Annotated in this window: 24 protein-coding genes; 1 reads left to right on the top strand and 23 read right to left on the bottom strand. The window is 54.8% G+C overall.

Going from position 1 to position 24550, the window contains the following annotated elements:
* Positions 1–22 precede the first annotated feature (22 nt).
* Together rpoZ and gmk are read right to left on the bottom strand one after the other, a co-directional pair.
* Positions 23–232, bottom strand: a complete 210-nt coding sequence (rpoZ, locus tag KNP71_RS01360) for a DNA-directed RNA polymerase subunit omega (protein ID WP_021067071.1) — start codon at positions 230–232, stop codon at positions 23–25.
* Positions 232–879 carry a guanylate kinase gene (gene gmk / locus KNP71_RS01355; protein ID WP_029595720.1) on the bottom strand — a complete coding sequence of 216 codons (648 nt, stop codon included), beginning with the start codon at positions 877–879 and terminating at the stop codon, positions 232–234. The genes rpoZ and gmk overlap by 1 nt, the downstream gene beginning before the upstream one ends.
* Positions 880–1010: 131 nt before the next feature.
* Here gmk and KNP71_RS01350 point away from each other — a divergent pair, with 131 nt between their 5' ends.
* On the top strand, positions 1011–2699 hold the full coding sequence (locus KNP71_RS01350; protein ID WP_214714076.1) for an Rqc2 family fibronectin-binding protein: 1689 nt from the start codon (positions 1011–1013) through the stop codon (positions 2697–2699).
* A gap of 401 nt (positions 2700–3100) precedes the next feature.
* Here the strand turns inward: KNP71_RS01350 and KNP71_RS01345 are convergent, their stop codons facing one another.
* From KNP71_RS01345 to pgeF, 21 genes are all read right to left on the bottom strand, one after another.
* Positions 3101–4036 (bottom strand): FUSC family protein, encoded by a 936-nt coding sequence (locus KNP71_RS01345; RefSeq protein ID WP_021067068.1) that lies wholly within the window; start codon positions 4034–4036, stop codon positions 3101–3103.
* Positions 4033–4833, bottom strand: a complete 801-nt coding sequence (locus tag KNP71_RS01340; RefSeq protein WP_251132727.1) for a hypothetical protein — start codon at positions 4831–4833, stop codon at positions 4033–4035. Before KNP71_RS01340 ends, KNP71_RS01345 begins: the two co-directional genes overlap by 4 nt.
* A gap of 131 nt (positions 4834–4964) precedes the next feature.
* Positions 4965–5594 (bottom strand): orotate phosphoribosyltransferase, encoded by a 630-nt coding sequence (gene pyrE, locus KNP71_RS01335; RefSeq protein WP_131471147.1) that lies wholly within the window; start codon positions 5592–5594, stop codon positions 4965–4967.
* Entirely contained in the window at positions 5578–6282 is a 705-nt protein-coding gene (pyrF, locus tag KNP71_RS01330; RefSeq protein ID WP_131471146.1) for an orotidine-5'-phosphate decarboxylase, read from the bottom strand. The genes pyrE and pyrF overlap by 17 nt, the downstream gene beginning before the upstream one ends.
* Positions 6257–7183, bottom strand: coding sequence for a dihydroorotate dehydrogenase (locus KNP71_RS01325; protein ID WP_214713814.1), 927 nt, complete (start codon positions 7181–7183; stop codon positions 6257–6259). The genes pyrF and KNP71_RS01325 overlap by 26 nt, the downstream gene beginning before the upstream one ends.
* A complete protein-coding gene (locus KNP71_RS01320) occupies positions 7180–7899 on the bottom strand; it encodes a dihydroorotate dehydrogenase electron transfer subunit (protein WP_131471144.1) in 720 nt (239 codons plus the stop codon). Before KNP71_RS01320 ends, KNP71_RS01325 begins: the two co-directional genes overlap by 4 nt.
* On the bottom strand, positions 7896–11099 hold the full coding sequence (gene carB / locus KNP71_RS01315) for a carbamoyl-phosphate synthase large subunit (protein WP_214713816.1): 3204 nt from the start codon (positions 11097–11099) through the stop codon (positions 7896–7898). The genes KNP71_RS01320 and carB overlap by 4 nt, the downstream gene beginning before the upstream one ends.
* 1 nt (position 11100) lies before the next feature.
* The gene (locus tag KNP71_RS01310) at positions 11101–12183 is read right to left on the bottom strand and encodes a carbamoyl phosphate synthase small subunit (RefSeq protein WP_029595727.1); all 1083 of its coding nucleotides are present in this window, start codon (positions 12181–12183) and stop codon (positions 11101–11103) included.
* Positions 12161–13441, bottom strand: a complete 1281-nt coding sequence (locus tag KNP71_RS01305) for a dihydroorotase (protein WP_214829863.1) — start codon at positions 13439–13441, stop codon at positions 12161–12163. Before KNP71_RS01305 ends, KNP71_RS01310 begins: the two co-directional genes overlap by 23 nt.
* Positions 13438–14343: an aspartate carbamoyltransferase catalytic subunit gene (locus tag KNP71_RS01300; RefSeq protein WP_021067059.1), complete on the bottom strand. Its 906-nt coding sequence runs from the start codon at positions 14341–14343 to the stop codon at positions 13438–13440. The genes KNP71_RS01305 and KNP71_RS01300 overlap by 4 nt, the downstream gene beginning before the upstream one ends.
* Before the next feature lie 130 nt (positions 14344–14473).
* Entirely contained in the window at positions 14474–15775 is a 1302-nt protein-coding gene (locus KNP71_RS01295) for a uracil-xanthine permease family protein (protein WP_214713821.1), read from the bottom strand.
* A 48-nt stretch (positions 15776–15823) separates the two neighbouring features.
* Positions 15824–16357, bottom strand: a complete 534-nt coding sequence (gene pyrR / locus KNP71_RS01290; RefSeq protein ID WP_021067057.1) for a bifunctional pyr operon transcriptional regulator/uracil phosphoribosyltransferase PyrR — start codon at positions 16355–16357, stop codon at positions 15824–15826.
* A gap of 201 nt (positions 16358–16558) precedes the next feature.
* Positions 16559–17470: an RluA family pseudouridine synthase gene (locus tag KNP71_RS01285; protein WP_021067056.1), complete on the bottom strand. Its 912-nt coding sequence runs from the start codon at positions 17468–17470 to the stop codon at positions 16559–16561.
* Entirely contained in the window at positions 17470–17943 is a 474-nt protein-coding gene (gene lspA, locus KNP71_RS01280; RefSeq protein ID WP_214710567.1) for a signal peptidase II, read from the bottom strand. The genes KNP71_RS01285 and lspA overlap by 1 nt, the downstream gene beginning before the upstream one ends.
* Positions 17944–18001: 58 nt before the next feature.
* Positions 18002–20728 carry an isoleucine--tRNA ligase gene (gene ileS / locus KNP71_RS01275; RefSeq protein ID WP_214755775.1) on the bottom strand — a complete coding sequence of 909 codons (2727 nt, stop codon included), beginning with the start codon at positions 20726–20728 and terminating at the stop codon, positions 18002–18004.
* 271 nt (positions 20729–20999) lie between these two features.
* Positions 21000–21545: a DivIVA domain-containing protein gene (locus KNP71_RS01270; RefSeq protein ID WP_021067053.1), complete on the bottom strand. Its 546-nt coding sequence runs from the start codon at positions 21543–21545 to the stop codon at positions 21000–21002.
* Between the two features lie 18 nt (positions 21546–21563).
* On the bottom strand, positions 21564–22334 hold the full coding sequence (locus tag KNP71_RS01265; RefSeq protein WP_214755774.1) for a YlmH family RNA-binding protein: 771 nt from the start codon (positions 22332–22334) through the stop codon (positions 21564–21566).
* Positions 22335–22607, bottom strand: coding sequence for a YggT family protein (locus tag KNP71_RS01260; RefSeq protein ID WP_021067051.1), 273 nt, complete (start codon positions 22605–22607; stop codon positions 22335–22337).
* Positions 22608–22611: 4 nt separating this feature from the next.
* Positions 22612–23079 carry a cell division protein SepF gene (locus tag KNP71_RS01255; protein ID WP_029595732.1) on the bottom strand — a complete coding sequence of 156 codons (468 nt, stop codon included), beginning with the start codon at positions 23077–23079 and terminating at the stop codon, positions 22612–22614.
* A gap of 23 nt (positions 23080–23102) precedes the next feature.
* A complete protein-coding gene (locus KNP71_RS01250; protein WP_214713827.1) occupies positions 23103–23756 on the bottom strand; it encodes a YggS family pyridoxal phosphate-dependent enzyme in 654 nt (217 codons plus the stop codon).
* Positions 23753–24514 carry a peptidoglycan editing factor PgeF gene (pgeF, locus tag KNP71_RS01245; protein ID WP_214713829.1) on the bottom strand — a complete coding sequence of 254 codons (762 nt, stop codon included), beginning with the start codon at positions 24512–24514 and terminating at the stop codon, positions 23753–23755. The genes KNP71_RS01250 and pgeF overlap by 4 nt, the downstream gene beginning before the upstream one ends.
* Positions 24515–24550 lie beyond the last annotated feature (36 nt).

Raw genomic sequence — 24550 nt, 5'->3', positions numbered from 1 at the left:
CGCATCCGACTTGGGTCACACTTCATCCGTTGTTTTTTTCGTTCGTGATGATTGTCGTGTCACCCGAATACAATTCTTCTAGCGCTTGACCGACCGGCTTATACGATTTTGGCGCGGCGATTTTTGTTGCTTTTCCGTCCTGGATTTGGCGGGCCCGCTTCGCGGCCACCGTGACGATTGTGTATTTCGACGGGATGATACGTTGTAAGGCATCAATCGAAGGGTATAACATTAAATGACCTCCATCATGGCTTTTTTATAGAGAGACGCGACACGTTCACGTTTACAATGTTCGGCCGTCACGATCGCTTTGATACGATCGATCGCTTTATCCACTTCATCATTCGTAACGACGTAATCGTATGCATCCATCAATTCAATTTCTTCCCGGGCGACGAGCAAGCGTTGCTTGATCACGTCTTCCGATTCCGTGCCTCGACCGACTAAGCGGTTACGTAGTTCTTGCAGGCTTGGCGGAGCCAAGAATAAAAAGACCGCTTCCGGGAAACGCTCTTTCACTTGGAAAGCGCCCTGGACTTCAATCTCGAGGATGACGTCCTTCCCGCTTTCGAGTGTCTCACGAACCCATTCAACCGGTGTCCCATAATAGTTGCCGACAAATTCAGCGTGCTCGAGCAATTGTTTATGCTCGATCATGTGTTCAAATTGTTCTCTCGTCTTAAAGAAGTAGTGTACGCCTTCCACTTCTCCTTCGCGCGGTTTGCGGGTCGTCGCCGAGACCGAATATTGAAGGTTGTTGTCCTTCTCTTCACGGAGTACTCGACAAACGGTACCTTTCCCGACGCCGCTCGGGCCAGACAAGACGATTAATAATCCTCGTTCTTTAAAATTCACTGCAAGACCTCCATCTTCTAACATCACATTTAATTATAATAGCAGTCAATCAATTGTTCCGGCAAGAAGAAGTTCGGATTTCCTACTTCATCGTACCATATTTTCCGTGAATCTGATAACGTAGAGACAGAAAAAGAACAAAGGTGATGAGACTAGTGGCATATGATGGATTAATGACATATCGTGTTGTAACAGAATTACAAGCGCTCGTCGGGGGGCGCATCAATCGCGTGCACCAACCGTATTCGCTCGATTTGATGATTCAAGTCCGCTCGAACCGCCAAAGCGTCCAATTGCTCGTTTCGGCGAATGCGATGTACGCACGGCTCCAACTGACCGACAACCCGACCAAGAACCCGCAAGAACCGCCGATGTTTTGTATGATGCTCCGAAAACACATCGAAGGCGGCTTCATCACGGCAATCGAACAAGTCGGACGTGACCGTGTCATCGTCCTGTCGATCCGTTCACGAAACGAGCTCGGCGACGAAGAGAATAAGAAAGTGTATATCGAACTAATGGGGCGTCACTCGAACGTCGTCTTGACGAACGAGGACGGCAAGATTTTAGACGCCATCAAACATCTTCCGCCGTCACAAAACACATACCGGACAATCATGCCGGGCAGCGAGTACTTACTGCCACCGGCCCAAGACAAGTGTGATCCGTTGACGGAGCGTGAAGCCGGTTTGAAACGTATCGACTGGAACGCCGGCTCGCTCGACAAGCAGCTCGTGGCCAGTTTCGCCGGGCTCAGCCCGCAAATCGCCCAAGAGATCGTCCACCGGGCCAAACTCCCGAACCGGGCCAGCATCGAGGAGTCGTTCGTCAGCGTGATGAGCGACCTCGAAGGCCCTTACGTCTTCCAACAGCTCGCGTCGGGCAAAGAACGCTTCAGTCCAATCGTGCTCACGTCCGGTGAGATCACCTCTGAAGAGAGCTATGAGACGAGCAAAGACGTGCTCGACCGTTTCTTCTATGAGAAAGCGAACCGCGACCGTGTCAAACAACAAGCTCACGATGTCGAGCGTCTGCTCAAGTCCGAGCTTGAGAAAAACCTGTTGAAGCGTAAGCGACTGCTTGACGATTTGAAGGCGACGGAACGGTCCGACGAACTTCAGAAATACGGGGAGCTGTTGACAACATACTTGTTCCAGCTCGAGAAAGGCATGACCGTCGCCCACGTCGTCGATTATTACGACGAGGAAGGCGGCATGATCGACATCCCGCTCAACAAGCTCAAGACACCGAACGAGAACGCACAAGCGTACTACAAGAAATACAACAAGTTGAAAGTCGCCAAAGTCGAAGTACAGAAACAAATCGAATTGAACGACGCCGAAATTGAGTATTTAGAGACGCTCGTCGCCCAGCTCGACGTCGCCTCACCGGCCGACATCGTCGAGATTCGAGAAGAGTTGGCCGAAGGCGGCTACATGAAGCAACGGAATCAAAAGAAGAAACAGACGAAGAAAATTTCGCTCGAGGCGTATACGTCGTCGACGGGGACAGAGTTCTTCGTCGGGAAGAACAATACGCAAAACGATCATTTGACGTTCAAGTTCGCCCGTCGCGACGAGATTTGGCTTCATGTGAAAGATATTCCCGGATCCCACGTCATCATCCGTTCGGGCGAACCTGACGAGACGACGTTGCTCGAGGCGGCGACCGTCGCCGCTTATTTCTCGAAGGCCCGTGCCTCGAGCGGTGTGCCGGTCGATTACACGAAAGCACGTTACGTGAAAAAGCCGAGCGGTGCCAAGCCTGGATTCGTCATATATACGGACCAGCAGACGGTGTACGTCACGCCGGATGAGCGGCTCGTCAAATCACTCCAGCAATGAGTTCTGGCCACGTCACATGACGTGGCTTTTTCTTGTTAGCCCATGGTCACTCGTCCTCTCGGCGCCTACGCTTTCCGCAGGCAACCCCGGAGCCGCATCGCGACTCAATGTCGCTGCTGGGTCTCCGTTGGGTTGCTTTCCTGCAGGAGTCGGGACGCCGGCGGACGAACGAAAGGATTGGTACACGTCTGATCGACAGGCGAGCAGACACATGCCAAGGCCGGCACCCGAACTCCTAGGGGATAGCGATGCAAGGATGACCCTGTAAAGTGCGGCACGCACTGCGGAGGCATCCGCATCGCCCCAGGAACGGAGGGTGTCGCCAAAGGCATGTGTAAATATGACATCTCCACTTACATTGACAACAAATAAAGGCCCCGTCGCTAAAACGGGGCCTTCGTTTATTTCGGATTATGTTTGAACGCTTCGAGCTGTTCATGATAGTCGAGCAAGTGCCCGTGTAAAATTTCAGAAACGGATAAATCCTCATGCGGCAACGTGAACAGCGCATGCGGCTTGTCACACGTATAAAGGATATCGTGGTGATGCGCGAGGAGGTATAAAAACTCGGACTCGAACACCCGGCGTTCTTCCTCGTCCATGACCAATAGCGCCTCCCGATGTTCAGCGAGACTCTCGAGCAATAAGACGAGCTTGTCCTCAAGGTGAATCAATAACCGGTATTGCTTCATCGTCAAATGCTTCAATTTCACGTTCGTCACTTTCATATCCTCTTGGAGCATCATGTGCAGCTCCTGATGGCCGAGGATACGGGCCCGCGTCTCGAGCAACTCGGACGGCGACCCGACGAGCTCGCGCCAGTGCTGGAACATATACGCCGACGTCTTCCGAATCTCACTGAGCAACCGCTCCTCGTAACGAGGCGGCATGAACGCATAGTTGACACCGAGCGAGACGAAGACACCGACGGCCGTCAACAGGGAACGGGTCCACGCATAGTGGAAGAAGTCGGTCGTCGGGTTCTCGAGCATGAGCACGATCGCGAACGCCGCATACGTCGACATGTGCGTCTTATCGAACGTCGTATTGAGCGTGAGCGCGACGATGACGGCGAGCCCGATTGAAATCGGGTTGACCCCGAACGCATAGACGATCAGGAGACCGCACATGAGCCCGACCATCGTCCCGAAGATGCGGCTGAAGACGATTTTCGATGACCGTTTCACGGTCGGTTGCATCGCGACGACGGCCGCGATGGCCCCCATGCCTGAATAGATGCCGAACACGTACCAGGACAAAGCGATGGTGATGGCGACGGCGATGCCGGTTTTCAAAGTTCGAAGTCCGACTTTTGGGATGTAACGTTTGTTCATCATTTAAGCTCGACCTTTCCTGTCTCGGAAATGAGTTCGATGTTTGGTCGGTTCGAGTTCGACAGATGGTACACGCCGCCCCCGATTTCGTTGAACCGTTCCGACGCCGTCACGTTGCCTGTGGTCGTGACGTTCACTTGTCCGGTCGCATTACGCGGCGCGTACGCGAGCGTCCCCGCCTCCGTCTGAATCGTCATGCTTTGATTGACGACGATGTCGCTCACGGTCGCGTTCCGATACGAACGGATATCTCCCGTGACGACACGGACGGTTTCGAGTGTCGTATCACTCCGTGTTTCGACACGAAGCCGATCACTTTCGAGTTTTTTTACATTAACGGCGTTCGCCTCCAAGACGATCGTCTTGACAATCAATCCTTGGCCGGTCACTTGCTCGGCCTCGACTTCAATCGATGTCATCGAGCTCGGCAAGGCGACTCGGATTTTATAACGGGATGGTTCATCACTCGCCCGACTACCGAATTGACTGAATTGGCCGTAGCGCTCGACGACCGAAATCGTATCGCCGACCGATTTGACTTTGATGCGACGCTCTTTCGAGTTCGTCTGTAACACATCAATGTGGACTTTCTCATTCGTGCTACGAACGAATTCGACATTGCCGTGCGCCGTCTCGAGCCGAAGTTTCTTCATTTGATAGCGGTCCTCGTACGTGTCCCCAAGTGCCAACACGTGACTGAATATGAATAAATTCAAGAAGAAAATGAGGGGCAAGACGGTGAGGACGAGTCCGAACGCAAGTTTACGATGTTTCGGGATTGCTTGAAAACGGACTTTCAAGGATTTTCCCTTCATTCTAGAATACGCCATACACATCTCCTTTATTGACTGCTTTCCCTATTCTAACATGTTCAGTATGCCATGTACCGAATAGAAAAAGAATCCGCCCGGAGGTGGATTCTCGTTACAGATTATGAAGATAAGACACGTTCGCTCCAACCTGTCGGATCATTTCGCCAGTCCCGTAAGGAAGCATATTCTTCTTTACTGATGATTCGCTTCTTGACGGCAACGTCGAGCAAATCCGAAAGTGTAATCAGTGCATGCGCAGTGAAGCCGGAGTCTAACAGATTGATGGCGAGGCGGCTCAGACTGTAGGAGAAAATCGCTTGAATCTTGACGACTTCCCCGCCGGCTTCCTGAATCGCTTTGGCGGCCTCGATGCTCGACGAGCCGGTCGACAACAAGTCTTCAATCACGACGACACGAGCCCCCGGTTCAAACCGGCCCTCGATTTGATTCCCTTTCCCATGTCCTTTCGCACTCGAACGGACATAGACGAGCGGCAACCCGAGCCGGTCGGCGACAAGCGTCGCATGGGGAATTCCCGCTGTCGCTGTTCCGGCGATGACGTCGACATCGAGCGGACGGATCACCTCAACGAGCGCGTCGATGATGAGGTTGCGGACGTCAGGATAGCTGAGCGTCAAGCGATTGTCACAATAAATCGGACTCTTCATCCCGCTCGACCACGTATACGGGTTTTCCGGTGACAGGGTCACGGCCTCGATTTGTAATAAAGCTTCAGCGATTTGTCTCATAAGTTCGACTCCATTCTTGTAAGTAGTATGCATAGGCAGCGTTCGGGTCTTCAGCCCGGGTGATGGGTCGGCCGACGACGATGGCCGACACACCTGCGTCACGAGCCGCTTTCGGCGTGGCAATCCGGACTTGGTCGTCCGCTGTCTCGTTCATGCGGATACCGGGCGTCACGGTCAAAAATGACGAGCCGAGCGCTTGGCGAATCGAGTGGGCCTCATGCACGGACGCGACGACTCCGTCGAGCCCGGCCCGGTCGGCCATGGCAGCCTGGCGAAGGACGGCCTGTTCCAATCCCCCTTCGATGTGTAGCTCTTCGGCGAGCATTCGTTCATCGGTCGACGTCAACTGGGTGACCCCAATCAATTTCGTCGTATCAGTCACATCGCGTAAGCCGTCCAAGGCGTAACGCATCATCGTCTCGCCGCCGAGCGTATGGACGTTCGTCAACTCGACGCCGAGGCGGCCGATTTGACGGAGCGTCCGCCGTGCCGTCTCCGGGATGTCATGAACTTTGACGTCTAAGAAGACCGGGTACCCGCTGTCGACGAGTTGCTCGACAAAGCGGCCCCCTTCCCGATAGAACAGTTCCATCCCGACTTTGACGGCCGGTTTTTGTTCGATTCGTTCCAATAATCGGAACGCGTCGGCGCCCGTTTCGACATCAAGCGCGAGATACAGTCTGTTCATAAGCTTTCCCCCTGATGTCTAAAATATGATCGATCCCAAGTTCGTCAAGTCGTCCTGGTAACGCTTCGATGATTTCCTGACAGACGAAAGGATTTTCAAAATTGGCCGTTCCGACCGCGACTGCCGAAGCACCCGCATAAATGAACTCCAAGACGTCGTCGACCGTCCGCACGCCGCCCATCCCGATAATCGGGATCTCGACGGCCTGGGCGACCTCATAGACCATCCGAATGGCGACCGGTTTGACGGCCGGTCCAGACAAACCACCGATGCGGTTGGCGAGAATCGGCTGCCCGGTCGTGACGTCGATGCGCATCCCGACGAGCGTGTTAATCATCGTAATGCCATCGGCCCCGGCCGCTTCGACCGCTTTCGCCATCGCTGTGATTGACGTGACGTTCGGTGACAGTTTGACGTATACCGGTTTTGTTGACGCCGCTTTGACGAGTCGGGTCAATTCCGCCGCCATGTCGGGATCGGTCCCGAACTGCATCCCCCCGCACTTCACGTTCGGGCACGAGATGTTCAGTTCGAGCGCCTTGATGGTCGGGTCGGCACTGAGCTCTCGCGCGACATGAATGTACTCTTCGGGCGTCGAGCCGGCCACATTGGCGATAATCTCTGTATCGAACGCGGACAAGAACGGTAGTTTGTGTTCGATGATGGCGTCGACACCCGGGTTTTGGAGGCCGATGGCGTTCAACATGCCTTGTGCCGTCTCGGCGACCCGCGGCGTCCCGTTGCCGAATCGCGACTCGCCTGTCGCCGCCTTAATCATGATTCCGCCTAACATCGATAAGTCATAGAGTTTGGCGAACTCTTCCCCAAATCCGAAACAGCCTGATGCCGGCATAATCGGATTCTTTAACTGTAAGCCTGGCAAATCGACGTGTAGTCTCATAGCGTCACCTCTTCTGCCCGAAATACCGGTCCGTCACTGCACACTTTGACGTAACCGCTTGGCGCTTCGCACACGCAAGCGAAACAAGCGCCGATGCCACACCCCATCCGATTCTCAATCGAGATATATCGCTCTTCGATATGTGACGCGGCGACCGCTTTCAGCATCGGTTCCGGCCCGCAGCTGAATAAGACATCGGCGTCGACCCGCGCGAGCGGACTGGTCACAAATCCCATTTCTCCATACGTTCCATCGACCGTCGTGATGATCGTCTCCCCAAGTTCACGGAACGCGTCTTCATAAAAAATGCTCGTTTTCGTATCAAACCCGAGAATTGCTACCGTCTCGATGCCACGGGCGGCGAGCAGGCGCCGCGTGTAGTAGAGCGGCGGCACCCCGATGCCCCCGCCGACGAGCACGACCCGTTTACCCGTCTGTTCAAGCGGGAAACCGTTGCCGAGCGGTCCGAGGACGTCTAAGACGTCTCCCGTCCGACGCGCGGCCAAATCTGCCGTCCCGCTGCCGATCACTTTATACAGGAATGTGACGACGTTGTCTTCGACGTTCGCGACCGAGAGCGGCCGGCGCAACAGCTCTGACGTCTTCACATGGAAGAACGTGCCCGGCGCAACGGCCTGCGGTGCGATCTCGATTTTCATCTCCATCGTCGCCGTCGCAATCAATCGGTTCGATAAAATGGTCGCGAGTTGTCTCATACGGTCACCCCGAATGTCGTGAAGGCCGGTAAACTCGTCGTTTGGAACGACAGGCTCTCGATGACTTGGAGCAGCGCCTCGACCGTGTCGAGCGACGTCAAGCAGAGCACCCCTTGCTCGGCCGCGGCCCGACGGATGATGAACCCGTCTTTCGTCGCAAGGGCGTCACGCGTCGTCGTGTTCAAGACGATATCGACTTCCCCTCGTTCGATGACGCTCAGCATCGTCTCTCCGGCCTCATTGATTTTCCCGACCGGGTGGACCGGCAAGCCATCTGCCGAGAGCGCCTGCGCCGTGCCAGACGTGGCCATCAGGCGGAATCCGAGTCGGTTGAAACGGCGGGCGATGTCGAGCGCCTCTTCCTTGTCTTGGTCGGCGACCGTCAACAGGACGTTCCCTTTCAAGGCGATCGTCATGCCGGCGGCGACGAGTCCTTTATATAACGCCTTTTCGAGCGTGCGATCTGTCGCCATGACTTCACCGGTCGATTTCATCTCCGGCCCAAGTGATGGGTCGACTTCTTTCAGTTTCGCGAAACTGAATACCGGGACTTTGACCGAAATCGCGTCCGCTTCCGGATGTAAGCCGGTCCCTAAACCGAGGTCTTTCAAACTCGTTCCGAGAATCGTCTGCGTGGCGATGCGTGCGACCGGAAGGCCCGTCACTTTAGAGATGAACGGGACGGTCCGGCTCGCCCGCGGGTTGACCTCGATGACGTATAAGTCGTCCGCGTAGACGAACTGGATATTGAGCAACCCTTTGATCCGGAACGCCTTGGCGAGTTTAATCGTGTAATCGACGACTTTCTGTTTCAACGCTTCGCTCAACCGCTGCGGCGGGTACACGGCAATCGAGTCGCCCGAGTGGACCCCGGCCCGTTCGATATGTTCCATGATGCCCGGGATGTAGACGTCCGTCCCGTCACAGATGGCGTCGACTTCAATCTCGATGCCCGTCAAGTAGCGGTCAATCAGTACGGGACGGTCTTTCGAGGCGACGACGGCGTGGCGCATATACCGCTCGAGCTCCGAGCGCTCATAAACGATTTCCATCGCCCGGCCGCCGAGGACGTATGATGGGCGGACGAGTACCGGATAGCCAAGCATGTCGGCACACGCGACGGCCTCTTCGACCGTGACCGCCGTCTTGCCTGGAGGTTGGGCGAGCTGTTCGGCCGAGAGCGTCGCTTCGAACGCTTTCCGGTCTTCGGCGCGATCGATGTCTTCAAGCGATGTCCCTAAAATCTGGACCCCTTCTGCTTCGAGCGAGGCTGCCAAGTTGATGGCCGTCTGGCCACCGAACTGGACGATGACGCCGAGTGGCTGTTCGTTGCGGATGACCTCGAGTACGTCCTCGGTCGTAAGCGGTTCGAAGTAGAGCCGGTCCGAGATTGAGAAGTCGGTCGACACCGTCTCCGGGTTGTTGTTTATGATGATCGCTTCATAACCTGCGTCACGAATCGTCTGAATCGAGTGGACGGTCGCGTAGTCGAACTCGACACCTTGACCGATGCGGATTGGGCCCGAGCCGAGGACGAGAATCGACGGCTTGTCCGTCTTCACGGCCTCGTTCTCAACTTCGTACGTCCCGTAAAAGTATGGTGTTTCCGAGGCGAACTCAGCCGCACACGTGTCGACCATCTTGTACACCGGACGGATGCCCCAGTCGTTCCGAAGCGACGTCACCGTCTCCACGTTCTCGTTTATGATGCGGGCGATCATCTTATCGCTGAACCCGAGACGCTTCGTTTCGACGAGTCGTTCTTTCGTGAGCGGCTCAAGCCGGAGCGTCTCTTCATGTTGCCAAATCCGTGCGAGTTTCGATAGGAAGAAACGGTCGATTTTCGTCAGCTCATGCAGCTGTTCCGTCGAATAACCGCGACGGAGTGCCTCATAAAGCATCCAGAGTCGCTCATCAGTCGGCGTCGTCAACTCGCGATTGAGCTCATCCGTCGTCAATTGTGCGAGCCGTGGTACGGCCAAGTCTTCTGTCCCGAGTTCAAGCGAACGGACAGCCTTAAGGAGCGCTTCCTCCAAGTTGCGGCCGATCGCCATCACTTCCCCGGTCGCTTTCATCTGAGTGCCGAGCCGGCGGTCAGCCGTCTCGAACTTATCGAAAGCGAAGCGCGGAATCTTAGCGACGACATAGTCGAGCGCCGGTTCGAACGAGGCGTAACTCGTCTCCGTCACCGGGTTCTTCAATTCTGACAACTTGTATCCGACCGCTACTTTCGCAGCCAACTTGGCGATCGGATATCCCGTCGCTTTCGAGGCGAGCGCCGAACTGCGGGAGACACGTGGGTTGACCTCGATGACGTAGTACGTGAAGCTGTCCGGGTCAAGGGCGAACTGGATGTTGCATCCCCCTTCGATGCCGAGAGCGCGGATGATGTCGAGTGAGACGCTGCGGAGCATCTGATAGTCGCGGTCCGACAGTGTCTGCGTCGGAGCGAAGACGATCGAGTCGCCCGTATGGACCCCGACCGGATCAAAGTTTTCCATCGCACAGACGATGATGGCCTGGTCGCTCGAATCGCGCATCACTTCATACTCGACTTCTTTCATGCCGGCAATCGATTTCTCGAGCAACACTTGTGTCACTGGACTCGCTTTCAGCCCTGATTCGACGAACTGTTCGAATTCATTCCGGTCATGGGCAATCCCGCCACCGGTTCCTCCGAGCGTGTACGCCGGACGGATGATAATCGGATAGCCGATCCGGTCGGCAAAGCCCCAAGCCGACTCGAGCGACTGCACGATTTCGCTTTCCGGGACCCCGTGGCCGAGCTTATACATGAGGTCGCGGAACTGTTCCCGGTCCTCAGCTTGTTCGATGGCCGATAATTTTGTCCCGAGCAATTCGACGCCACAATCTTCAAGCACGCCGCGACGATCGAGTTCCATCGCCAAGTTGAGACCGGTCTGGCCGCCGAGTGTGGCCAGGAGCGCGTCCGGTCGCTCTTGACGGATAATCCGTTCGACGAACTCCGGTTCGAGCGGTTCGATATAGACACGGTCCGCCGTCGTCGGGTCGGTCATGATCGTCGCCGGGTTCGAGTTGACGAGGATGACTTCATATCCTTCTTCTTTCAAGGCAAGACACGCCTGGGTACCAGCATAGTCAAATTCTGCCGCCTGTCCGATGACGATTGGGCCGGATCCGATTACAAGGATTTTCTGAATATCTGGTCGTTTTGGCATGTCACATTCCTACTTTCTGTTTGTTTTCTTGAACGAGTTGCATGAAACGGTCAAATAAATCGTTGGCGTCGTATGGACCCGGTGCCGCCTCGGGATGGTATTGGACCGAGAACGTCGGATGATGTAGATGCTTCACACCTTCGACCGTGCCATCGTTGACGGCGCGATGCGTGACGACGAGTCCTGTCGTCGCGAGCGACGCTTCATCGACTGCGTAGCCGTGGTTTTGGGACGTGATTGTCACCGCTCCGGTCTCTAGTTCGACCACGGGATGGTTGGCACCGCGATGACCGAACGGGAGTTTGAACGTGTTGGCACCGCTCGCGAGTGCAATCAACTGATGGCCGAGACAGATTCCGAAGATCGGGAGTGTCGGCATGAGGCGCTCGATGAGCGGTAACGCCGTCGGGACGTCTTTCGGATCCCCCGGTCCGTTCGACAGCATGACGCCGTCCGGCTCATAGCGCATCACTTCTTCTGCCGTCACGTCGTGCGGCAAGACGACGACTTCACAGTCGCGTTTCACGAGTTCACGCATGATGCCGAGCTTCGCGCCGAAATCGATGAGGGCAATCCGTGGACCGCTGCCGGTGCTGACATACGCCCGCTTCGTCGAGACACGCTCGACTTGATTGGTCGGCAGGAGAACATCGAAGCGGTGTTGGACCGTCTCCCACGTCGAGTCGCCGTCGACCATGACACCGCGCATGACGCCGAGTGAGCGCAAGTGACGCGTCAACATGCGTGTGTCGACTCCTGCTAGACCCGGGATGTTGAAGCGTTTGAGCGTATCATGAAGCGTCGCGGTCGAGCGGAAGTTCGACGGTGTGTCGCACACTTCTTTGACGATGAGCCCTTTCGCCATCGGAACGGTCGTCTCGAAATCTTCGCGGTTGACGCCATAGTTCCCGATCAACGGATTCGTCAACACGATGAGTTGGTCACAGTAAGACGGGTCAGACAACATCTCTTGATATCCGGTCATCCCAGTCTGGAAGACGACTTCCCCGATCGTCTCCACACTTGCACCAAACGCTGTTCCTACAAATGAAGTACCGTCCTCAAGCCATAATGTTCGTTTCATCGAATCTCCCCTTATATACGATTTTTCCAGCCACGATGGTCATCACCGGCCAGCCAACTAGTTTCTTCCCAGCGAACGGTGTGTTCTTCCCTTTCGAGCAGAACGTCGTCGGATCGACGACCCGCTCCGTCTCCGGGTCGATGAGGGCGAGGTCCGCCGCCCGGCCGACTTCAATCACACCGTACGGCAACCCGAACACGTCGCTCGGTCGTTTCGTCATCCACTCGATGAGCGCCGCCTCTTCCATATGTCCCGTTTTGACGAACGTCGTGTACAAGAGCGGGAACGCCGTCTCGAAACCGGTGATCCCGAACGGGGCCCGTTCCATGCCGGCCGCTTTCTCCTCGGCCGTGTGCGGGGCGTGGTCGGTCGCGATCATATCGATCGTGCCATCGAACAAGCCCTCGAGTAGCGCCTCCCGGTCGTCCGCACTCCGGAGCGGTGGATTCATTTTAAAGTTCGGGTCGAGGCCTGGGATATCGTCTTCACAGAGGATGAGGTGATGCGGTGTCACTTCGGCCGTGACCCGGATGCCGGCTCGTTTGGCGTCGCGGATGACGCGCACCGACTGTCGTGACGAGACGTGGCAGACGTGATAGTGACAGCCTGTCTCTTCGGCGATCAAGACGTCCCGGGCGATATGGATGCTCTCGGCGAGGCTCGGGATGCCTTGGATGTCATGTTCTTCACTGAACCGGCCTTCGTGGACCGAACCGGCCTTGAGCGTATTGTCCTCGCAATGGGCGACAATCGCCTTGTCGAGTCGTTTCGCTTCCCGCATCGCCGCGCGCATCATCGCTGCCGATTGGACGCCAACTCCGTCGTCGGTGAAGGCGAATGAATCTGCGAGCGAGGCCATGTCGACTTGCTCGGTACCGAGCTGTCGTTTCGTGATGGCGGCGTATGGCAGGACACGCACGATGGCGTCTTGCTCGATTTTAGCCAACAGCTGGTCCATCGTTGCGCGGTCGTCTGGGACCGGACGCGTGTTCGGCATCGCACAGATTGTGGTGAATCCGCCGGCTGCAGCCGCCTCTGTCCCGGTCTTGATTGTCTCTTTCTTCTCCCCACCCGGTTCGCGCAAGTGGACGTGGACATCGACGAGTCCTGGGATGAGTAGCATCCCTGTCGCATCAATCACTTCGTGTCCTTCAGTCGTGCCGTTATAGTCGACCGAGCGGATCTCGCCGTCTTCAATCAATAGCGTCGTCGTCCGTTTCGTATTCCCGTCATACCAAGTTGCGTGTTGAAGTATCATAATTGTCCCCCTAATGCTCGATTTAAGATGGCCATCCGGGCGTAAACACCGTTCGTCATCTGTGGAAAGATACGCGACTGTGGATGTTCGATTAAACTGCCGGCAATCTCGACGTCCCGATTGACCGGGGCCGGATGCATGATGATGGCTTGCGGTTTCATCCGCTCGACGCGTTCCGGCGTCAAGCCGTAGCGTACATGGTAATCTTCTTTCGAGAAGATATCGCCCATGATGTGGCGTTCGTGCTGGACGCGCAGCAACATGATGACGTCACAGTCGGCCAACACGTCGTCGAGGTCACGATGCTCGAGCCCCATCGACTCGTCCCACCAGGAGGCGGGACTACAGCCGACGACGTTCGCGCCGAGCCGCTTGAGCACCGAGGCGTTCGAGCGGGCGACACGGCTATGAACGAGGTCACCGCAGATGGCGATATTCAATCCTTCGAACGTCTTGAACTCTTCAAAGATCGTGACGAGGTCGAGGAGTGACTGGGACGGATGTTCCCCGCTCCCGTCACCGCCGTTCAACACCGGGATATTCAATGTTTCGACGAGTTCATGGTAGTAGCCCGACTCCGGATGGCGGATGACGAGGGCATCGACCCCGATCGCCTCGAGCGTCTTGCAAGTGTCGTAGAGCGTCTCACCTTTCGTCACCGATGACGTCGCCACGTCGAACGGGATCTCCTGGACCTTCAAGTGCCGTTCGGCCATTTGAAACGAATTTTTCGTTCGCGTCGAGTTTTCAAAGAATAAATTCGCGACCGTCTTCCCATCGAACAATGGGGGCATGTTCCCTTGTTTATAGCGGAGTGACTCCTCGATCAAACCCATAATCTCGTCGAGGGATAGCGTGTCCAGGCTGACAAAATGCTTCGGTTGTTGTTTGATGATGTTCATGTTCGTCTCCTCCTTTTATGTGAAGGCAAAGAGAAAAGGCGTCTCTTCACCTACGTGAAGGGACGCCTTTATCTGGGCAGAACACACCCAAATAAACGAGCCTTCACTTTGCCGACCTCACGGGATCGAATTAAAAGTTACTTGCTTGTCGTGTGTCTTCAGTTGTTTCGGCAGCAGGTTCTTCCACGCTTTCCGCTTTTGGCAAGAAGGCGTTCAAGAGAATCCCGACGACCGTTGCGAGCGCCATCCCTTGGACCGGGAAGCTACCGAGTTGAACCATCGCCCCACCGAGTCCGATGACGAGGATGACCGAGGCGATGATGAGGTTGCGTTTCTCGGCGAGATCGACGTTGCTCTCGACCATCGTCCGGAGACCGTTCGAGGCGATGACCCCGAACAAGAGGATCGAGATGCCGCCTTTGACCGGGTTCGGAATCGTCGAGATGAACGCTTCGACGTGTCCGAGGAATCCGAAACTGATGGCCATGAGCGCCGCTCCGGCGATGACGTAGACGCTATACACTTTCGTGATAGCCATGACCCCGTTGTTCTCACCGTAAGTCGTACACGGTGGACCACCGAGTGCCGAGGCGACCGCTTTCCCGACCCCGTCGCCGAGGAGGGTCCGATGGAGACCTGGGTCTTTCATCGTCTCGCGGCCGATGATTTTCGACGTGACCATCTGGTCGCCGATATGTTCCGTCATCGTGACGAGTGCGACTGGGACGATGGCGAGGAGTGCCCCGACTTGCCACATCGGCATGTAGTCGACGAACACCATCGTGAAGTCAGGCAGTTGGAACAAACTCGCTTGTCCGAGCGCCGAGTAGTCGATGATTCCGAACAGTGCGGCGATGAAGTAACCACCGATGATTCCGAACAAGATCGGAACAGCGCCCCATACTCCTTTGAGCGTCGTCATGGCGAGAATCGTAATACCGAGCGTGAGCAACGCGACGGTGATGAACGTTCCGTTGTATGCCCCGTCCTTATTCATCGACATGTCGATGGCGACCGGTGCGAGCGATAAGCCGATGACCATGATGACCGGACCGACGACGACCGGCGGCAGCAAGCGTAGCAACCAGTTCACGCCTGTCTTATAGATGACGAGCGAGACGACGCCGTAGACGGAACCGGCGATGATGCCTCCGAACAAGGCGGCTTCGACACCCCATTGTTGACTGACGGCGATAATCGGCGCGATGTACGCGAAGCTCGATCCGAGATAAGTTGGGACTTTGAAACGTGTGATTGCTAGGAATGAGAGCGTGGCCACACCGGAAGCGACGAGGGCGACGGACGTGCTTAGGCCCGTCAAAATCGGGACTAAAATCGTCGCTCCGAACATGGCGAAGACGTGTTGCAGGCTGAAGAGCAGCCATTGCGGTAAGTGAGCGGGACGCTCGTGGATGTTGAGGATGGGTTTCATATGTGGTTCTCCTTCCTGGCCTCTCTGGACCACCTTAAAGGTTTTTGATTATTGCTGTTTGATGAATACTTCGTCGGTCGCATCGACTTCACTGAGTCTGACGACGACTTGTTCCGACTTCGACGTCGGGACGTTCTTGCCGACAAAGTCGGGGCGAATCGGTAACTCACGGTGTCCGCGGTCGATCAAGACGGCGAGCTGGATATAATCCGGCCGACCGTGGTCGACGAGCGCGTCCATGGCAGCCCGCACTGTCCGGCCTGTATAAAGGACGTCGTCAATCAAGACGACCGTCTTGCCGTTGATATCATGCGGTAACTCGGTCGCTTTCACTTCCGGGTCGAGTGATTTCTTTGATAAGTCATCCCGGTAGAGCGTGATGTCTAAGTTGCCGAGGGCAATCGGTTTGCCTTCGATTTCTTCGATTCGGCGGGCGAGCCGGTCGGCGAGCGTCTCGCCTCTGGTTTTAATCCCGACGAGTACGACGTTGTCCGTCCCTTTGTTTCGCTCGATAATCTCATGGGCAATTCGGGTAAGTGCGCGGCGGATGGCCGCTTCGTCTAAAATGGTGGAACGTTTCAACTAGTTCCCCCCTCTCACAAATTATATAAAAAAAGAAGACTTCCTCATCCGGCTGGAAAAGGAAGTCTTCATATGTGAGGGCAGACCTCTGCCTCAAATAATCGACGTGTCGTGGCCGCGGCCACAATCCTTTCACAGCCTCTCTGGACTGGGTTTAAAGGTGTTATGCTTCCTAGACTATAAATCGGAATCGGTTGAAAGTCAACGCGTTTTCTCGATTTTGTCTAATTTGGCAAGCTCCGCCTCGAAGTCGGCTGGGAGTTTCGCCTCGAATTCAAGCCATTCGTTCGTGCGTGGATGGAAGAAACCGAGCGTCGCCGCGTGGAGCGCCTGACCGTTCAATTGAATCGTACGGCGTGGACCGTATTTCGGGTCACCAGCAAGCGGATGGCCGATATAACGCATGTGAACGCGGATTTGGTGCGTCCGTCCCGTCTCCAATTTACACTCGACGAGCGTGAAATCTTTGTATCGCTCGAGCAGACGGAAGTGCGTGATCGCTTCTTTCGCGTTCTTGTCGGTCACCGTCATCCGTTGACGGTCGTTCGTGTCACGTCCGATTGGCGCTTCGATTGTCCCAAGTTCATGGGCGACTTCGCCGTGGACGAGGGCGATATATTCACGCTTGATTTTACGATCCTTCAACTGGCTCGCGAGCGATTCGTGGGCCACATCATTTTTCGCGACCATGAGAAGACCGGTCGTGTCTTTGTCGATGCGGTGGACGATGCCTGGACGTTTGACGCCATTGATGCCTGACAAATCGTCACAGTGGTAAAGGAGCGCGTTGACGAGCGTCCCTGACGTATGGCCGGCCGCCGGATGGACGACCATGCCGCGTGCCTTATTGACGACGATGACATCCTCGTCCTCATAGACGACGTCGAGCGGGATATCCTCAGGTAACACTTCGAGTTCGACGGCATCTGGGACCGTCACGACGATTTCGTCGCCTTCTTGCAATTTATAGTTCGGCTTGACGATCTGTCCATTGACGAGCAGGTCTCCCGCCTTGATCCAGTCTTGGATTTGCGAACGTGACCAATCACTTTGTTCGCTCATCCATTTATCGATACGAGCCTTTTCTTCGGCGACAAATGTGTAAGTTTCCATTACGATTGTCCCCTTTCTTTGTTTAATTTTTCTTCGAACAAGACGCCGATGATCATAAAGATGACCCCGAACGTGAGCGCCATATCGGCGACATTAAAAATGGGGAAGTTGTATCCGAACGGGTACGTGTCGACAAAGTCGACGACTTCTCCGCGGAAGAGACGGTCGATAAAGTTCCCGATGGCACCGGCGAGTAGTAACCCGACGCTATAACCGAGCAAATCGAACCCGTTCACTTCTTTATGCAAGAAGTAAATCAAACCGACGACGACGATGGCCGTGACGATAAAGAAGAACACCATCTGCCCTTCGAGCATGCCCCAAGCCGCACCTTTATTACGGTAAGACGTCAAATAAAGCAACTCAGGGATGAGTTCAATCGACTGTCCGATCGTCATCGTCTGGACGACGATCCATTTGGTCACTTGGTCGAGCAAAATGAGGAAAAGTGCTAATCCGTAGTAACGTTTCATCAGATTCTCCTTTCAAGTCATAAGAAACCGGAGTGGACGATCGCCACTCCGGTCCGGCTTATGCGATGACTTCTGTACAACGCGGGCAAAGCTCTGGGTGCTGTTCGTCTTGACCAAGTTCAATCGAGTACGTCCAGCAGCGGGCACAAGCGGCACCATCAGCTTTCAAGACGCTGATTTCGGCTGTCGCATAATCGACATCAGCCGAGTCGACGTAATCAAGCTGTGACACTTGTAGCAATTGGCGCACGTTGTCGATCGTCTCGAGCAACTGTTTCGTCTCACCTTTCGGCGCGACGAGCAACTTCGCTTCGAGCGGTTTCCCGATCAATTTCTCACCACGTGCAATCTCGATCGCTTTCAAGACGTCGTCACGGAACGTGAGGAACTTCGACCATTTCGCAAGCAACGCCTTCTCGTCTTCCGACAATGCCGCTACTTCGTCAAGGTCCGTCAAGAAGACGCTATCCCCTTGTTTCGCCGGCACTTCTTGCCACACCTCATCCGCCGTGTGCGGAAGGATTGGGGCGAGCAATTTCGTGAGCGTGACGACCGTGTCATACATGACCGTTTGAACGGCACGACGACGCGCATCATCTTCGCGCTCGATATACAGGATATCTTTCGTGAAGTCGAGATAGAATGACGACAACTCGTTGACACAGAAGTTATGGCTCAAGTGATAGACGGCCATGAAGTCGAACGTGTCGTATGCTTTGACGACTTTCGCTTGAAGCTGTTTGAGTTTTGTCGCCATGAAGCGGTCCGCTTCCGGCATGTCTTCGAACGCGACACGCATCGACGGGTCGAATCCGTTCAAGTTACCGAGCAAGAAGCGCAACGTGTTGCGGATTTTCCGGTATACTTCCGACACTTGTTTAAAGTTATCGTGTGACGCGCGGACATCTGACTGATAGTCGACCGACGACACCCAAAGACGGACGATTTCTGCTCCGTACTGTTTGACGAGGTCGTTCGGTGCAATCGTGTTACCGAGTGACTTCGACATCTTGCGTCCGTCTCCGTCGAGAACGAAACCGTGGCTGAGCACGTTGCGATACGGCGCTTTGCCAGTCGTCGCGACAGCCGTCGAGAGTGACGAGTTGAACCAGCCGCGGTATTGGTCCGATCCTTCAAGGTACAAGTCGGCCGGGCGGCGCAAGTTGTCGCGCTGTTCGAGTACGCCCGCATGTGACGAACCTGAGTCGAACCAAACGTCCATGATGTCGAGCTCTTTACGGAACTCGCCGTTCGGGCTGTTCGGGTGTGTGAAGCCTGCTGGCAACAAGTCTTTCGCTTCACGCTCATACCAGACGTTCGATCCGTGCTCGTGGAACAAGTTGGCGATATGTTCGATCGTCTCGTTCGTGATGATCTCCGTTCCGTCTTCGGCATAGAAGATCGGGATTGGAACACCCCAGGCACGTTGACGGCTGATGACCCAGTCCCCACGGTCACGGACCATGTTGTAAAGACGTGTCATGCCCCATTCCGGCACCCAGTTCACTTCTTCGATTTCACGGAGCATATCGGCACGGAAGTCTTTGATTGAGGCGAACCATTGCGGTGTCGCGCGGAAGATGACCGGTTTCTTCGTACGCCAGTCGTGCGGGTACGAGTGTTTGATGAATTTCAAGTTGAGGAGATAGCCGTTCTCTTCGAGCTTCATCCCGATTTGTTTGTTCGCGTCTTCATAGAACAAGCCTTCGAAACCTGGCGCCTCATCCGTCATATAACCACGGTCGTCGACCGGGCACAAGACGTCGAGTCCGTACGCTTGTCCGACACGATAGTCGTCTTCCCCGTGTCCAGGTGCCGTATGGACGAGACCTGTCGCATCAGCCGTGACGTGATCGCCAATCATGACGAGCGAGGTCCGGTCGTAAAGCGGGTGTTGCGCCGTCATGTGTTCGAACTCACGTCCGTTCCAAGAACCGCTCACCGTGTAATCCGTCCACTTGAGTGCCGTCGTCACTTCTTCCACGAGCGATTCGGCGACGATATAGCCTTTGCCGTCATGCTCGATACGCGTATACGTCAACTCGTCGCTGACCGCGATCCCGAGGTTGGCTGGAATTGTCCATGGTGTCGTCGTCCAGATGACGAAATGATCGGTCGTCTGAAGAACGTCTTTCCCGTCGACGACTTGGAACGCCACGTAAATGGCCGGTGACTTCTTGTCATAATATTCGATTTCCGCCTCAGCGAGCGCCGATTCAGAAGAAGGTGACCAATAGACCGGTTTCTTCCCTTTATAGATGTAGCCTTTTTCGGCCATCGTCCCGAAGAGACGGATTTGAGCCGCTTCGTATTCTGGGAGGAGCGTGATGTACGGGTTGTCAAAGTCAGCGAGCAACCCGAGGCGTTTGAACTGTTCACGTTGCGAGTTCACTTGTTCCATCGCATACGCTGCACACTTCTCACGGAACTCGGCGACCGTCATTTCTTTGCGGTTGACACCCGCTTTTTGAAGCGCGTTCTCGATTGGGAGACCGTGTGTGTCCCAGCCCGGAATCATCGGTGACTGGTAGCCGTTCAATGATTTGAAACGGACGATGATGTCTTTCAATACTTTGTTGAGCGCGTGGCCCATATGGATGTCGCCGTTCGCGTACGGAGGTCCGTCGTGAAGGATGTATTGCGGTTTCCCGGCGTTTTTCTCTTGGACGCGGTTGTATAGGTCCATTTGTTCCCAAGCCTCATGCATCGCTGGCTCACGTTTTGGCAGATTTCCGCGCATCGCGAACTCTGTGTCAGGCATCAATAGTGTGTCTTTGTAGTTCATTGAAACTCCTCCTGCAACTTTTTTTTGACAACAAAAAAACCCGCCCCTAATAGGGACGAGTTGGTCGACTCGCGGTACCACCCTACTAATCTCAAGGAAACCCTCGAGACCGCTCTTGGTAACCGATAACGAGGTCAGGCGGTCGCGCTTACTAACTTCAGCCCGACACTCATAGGGGATACCGATAAAGTCTTTCTCTTAGGCTTGCACCTTCCCTAAGTCGCTTCGTAGGTATGACTTTATCGACGTGTCCTAATCGACGTATTGTGTATTATCCGTGATGTTTTGTTGGTATGACTTCGTCGTCATTATACGCAAGTTCGGTCGTATCGTCAAGAACCGTCTGGACCGGCGGCTCCCCGACAATCGTGTCCCATTCTGTACTGTTCAAGAGCTCCATCTGAGCATCGACGAGGACGCGGAACCGGGTCCGGTACAATTCGACTTTCTTGAGCATTTGAATGACTTCACGTTCGGCGAGCTGCTCTTTGCGTGACGCTTCTTCCTCACGGGCGAGCGCCTCACGTTCAGCTTGCTTCAAAATGAGACTCGCTTCCTTGGCCGCGTTCGTCTTCACTTCTTCGGCTGCCTCTTGGGCGACGATAATCGATTTGTTCAACGTGTCTTCCATCGAGGAGAAGTAGTCAATGCGAGCTTGCATATCGTTGACGAGTTCTTCGTACCTTCTATTCTCACGAATCAATAGTTCAAATTCTTTAATGATTTGATCTAAAAATTCATTGACCTCATCGATGTCGTACCCGCGAAAACGAGTCGAGAACTCTTTATTATGAATATCAATCGGTGTCAACGCCATTCGACTTTCCTCCTAAGTTCAACGTATGATGCCATACTGGATTTTTATTTTCTCACGCTTTGTCGAGCCGAGAATCGCCGTCAGTTTGACACGGCCATACCCTCGGATCGAGACCAAATCGTCTGGTTCAAGGATGAAGCTCGGATCATCGATCGGTTTATGGTTCACTTTACAGTCTCCATGTTTGACGAGCGCCTGGGCTTTTTGTCGGGATAACCCGAGCACTTCGCTGACGACCGTGTCAAATCGGAGTGATGAGACGATGCCGAACTCATCGCTCCATTTGACTTCCGGTACGACGAGCACGGCTTCGGGCGCCACTTCTGAGATGCGAATCCGGGCCTTGCCGACCCGATCGACGTTCATCTCGATGAAACCGGCCGCCTCACGCGTCGTGGCGAATTGCGCGATGCCCTCGTCGAGGACGACGTCTCCAAACTTCTGCCGCTTCAACCCGGCGTTCAAGAGCGTCCCCGTCACTTGACGGTGCGTCAATTCGACGAATTTGGTCGGATAGTCGATTTGACGAATCGCAATCTCGAAGTCGTTCGGGTCGAGCTCGTAATAATCCGGGGCCAGGATGAGACGACGCCGTTCCGCGCCGACAAATCCGCCATCCTCGTAAATCGCGAGCTGCTTGCCGACGAGTTGCCGGACGATTTGTTGCTCGCGTGGATCTAAAAAGTCCGTCACTTTCAACATATAGTTGTCCTCGACTTGTTGAACCCAATCGAGCACTTGCTCGATAAATGCCCGTTCATTCGGTCGATAATGATCGAAGACGCTCATTTAAATACCGAAAATCGCACGCACTCCAAATTGCGCCATCCGTAGCACAAATAAAGCGACGATTGGGGAGATGTCGAGCATCCCGCCGATTGGTGGGATGATGCGACGAAACGGATTCAAAAACGGTTCGCACAGATACGACAAGATTTGACCAAATTTTGATTCACGCGCATTCGGGAACCACGATAATAAAATATAGGCAATCAAGACCCAGCTATAATATCCAAGCAATGTAACGATCGTGTTGCCTAACGCAGGTATAGCATTTTCCATTCAGTTACCACCCTTTACTATTGAGTTCGTCCTCCGAAATCAAGTTCGAGATCGACCCCGTCAACTCGATGTTGTTCGGAGTACATAGAATCGTGTTATGTCCAATCGACGTCATCGTCCCTTCTAACGCATAGACGACACCTGACAAGAAGTTGACGACTTGACGAGACTGCTCTTTCGACATCCGTTGAAGGTTGACGATGACGGCCCGGTTTTCTTTCAACTGGTCGCTGATGTCTTGGGCCTCAGCGAATACACGCGGCTCGGCCAAGACGACTTTTGAACGTTCTTTCTTCTTCGTGTTCAACGCGACGATATTGTTCGATGTTTTCGGACGGTCCTCCGTTTTGACGATTGCCTCCGTCATCGGTTGTGTCTTCGTTTCGGCGACAGCATACTCGTCTCCTTCGAACTGGTTGTTCGGATCTTCCTCGAGTCCAAAGAAGTCCTTCATTTTGTTTTTGATTGACATAACGGATTCCTCCTTAAAATATATTATTGCACAAGTACGGTTCCAATACGAACAAACGATGCGCCTTCTTCGATTGCCAACGTGTAGTCGTTCGACATACCCATTGACAGTTCGGTACACGGTGCATGCGCATAGGCATGACGCGCGACGTCATCGCGCAACTGTCTCAAGTTTCGGAACGTCTCCCGAATCACCGTCTCGTCCTCTGTGAACGGGGCCATCGTCATCAGGCCGATGATCCGCACGTGAGGATACTGTTTACAGTTCTCGATGAACGGGATGACTTCCTCTTTTTCGAGACCATGTTTTGACGCTTCGCCCGATACGTTCACTTGCACGAAACAATCGATCACGCCTTGGGCGCGTTTATCGATCTCTTCGGCGAGCGAGATGCGGTCGAGCGAATGAATCGCTGCCACATGGTCGATAATTTGTCTCACTTTACGTGTCTGCAGGCTGCCGATGAAATGGAACTTGGCATCAGCCGGCAACTGCTCGACTTTCTCAAGCAATCCTTCGGGACGATTTTCGCCGAAGTCGCGGATGCCTTCTGCATAGAGGGCGTTCGCCACGTCGGGACCGACCGATTTCGTGACCGCGATGAGCGTCACCGCTTGATCGGCCCGATGCGCGTCGATCGTCTGTCTGACTTGCTTCACATTATTGGCTATACTCACGATTTCTTCTCCTTGACGAGGACGGCCGCAAAACGACGCTTGGCGTCTCCATTCCGATACGAGAAAAACGTCTGATCAGAAACGGTCGACAAGTTCGATTGGGTGACCTCGATATTTCGTTCCACAGCGAGCGTCTCGTTCACTTGCTGCAGGGATAGACGGGCATGGCCCGCTCGTTCGTCCATGACCGCTGATGCATACGCAGCCGGTGAGACCGCTTCGACCGCATCCAGGACGCGGCGGTCGACCTCATAATGTTCGGCTGTGATGGCCGGCCCGACGAACATGTCGATGGCTTCGGCCGGAACGCCGAGCGTGGCGAACGCATCCGTCATCGCGGCGACGATATTCCCGACCGTCCCTTTCCACCCGGCATGGGCCACACCGATGACGCCATGGTCCTCGGCACAGAAGAAGAGCGGGACACAGTCGGCAAAGACGAGGGCGAGTGGCAACGCGTCGGCCGTCGTGATGAGGCCGTCCGTCGCCGGAATCGTCTCGTCATAGGAATACGCGCCTTTGCCGCGGTCGGCGTCACCGACGACTTCGACGTTCGTCTGATGGACTTGGTCGGCCCACACCGAATCCGCGAGGGCAAGACCGGCCGCGTCAAAGAAGTACTCCCGATTGGCGACGACCTGATCTGCGTCATCGCCGACGTGGAGTCCGACGTTGCCTTCATTATGTCCGTCCGTCCGGGTCGTCACATAAGCCTGATAGCGATACGTTTCGGTTTCCCATGTATGTAACAGTCGCATATGATTCTCCTTTTTTAGAAAAAGGGGATGCCGAGA

The organism is Exiguobacterium sp. s56 (assembly GCF_018618255.1).
Classification (GTDB): Bacteria; Bacillota; Bacilli; order Exiguobacteriales; family Exiguobacteriaceae; genus Exiguobacterium; species Exiguobacterium chiriqhucha.
Note: the sequence above shows the minus strand (reverse complement) of the source record. Positions and strands in the feature narration are given on the sequence as shown.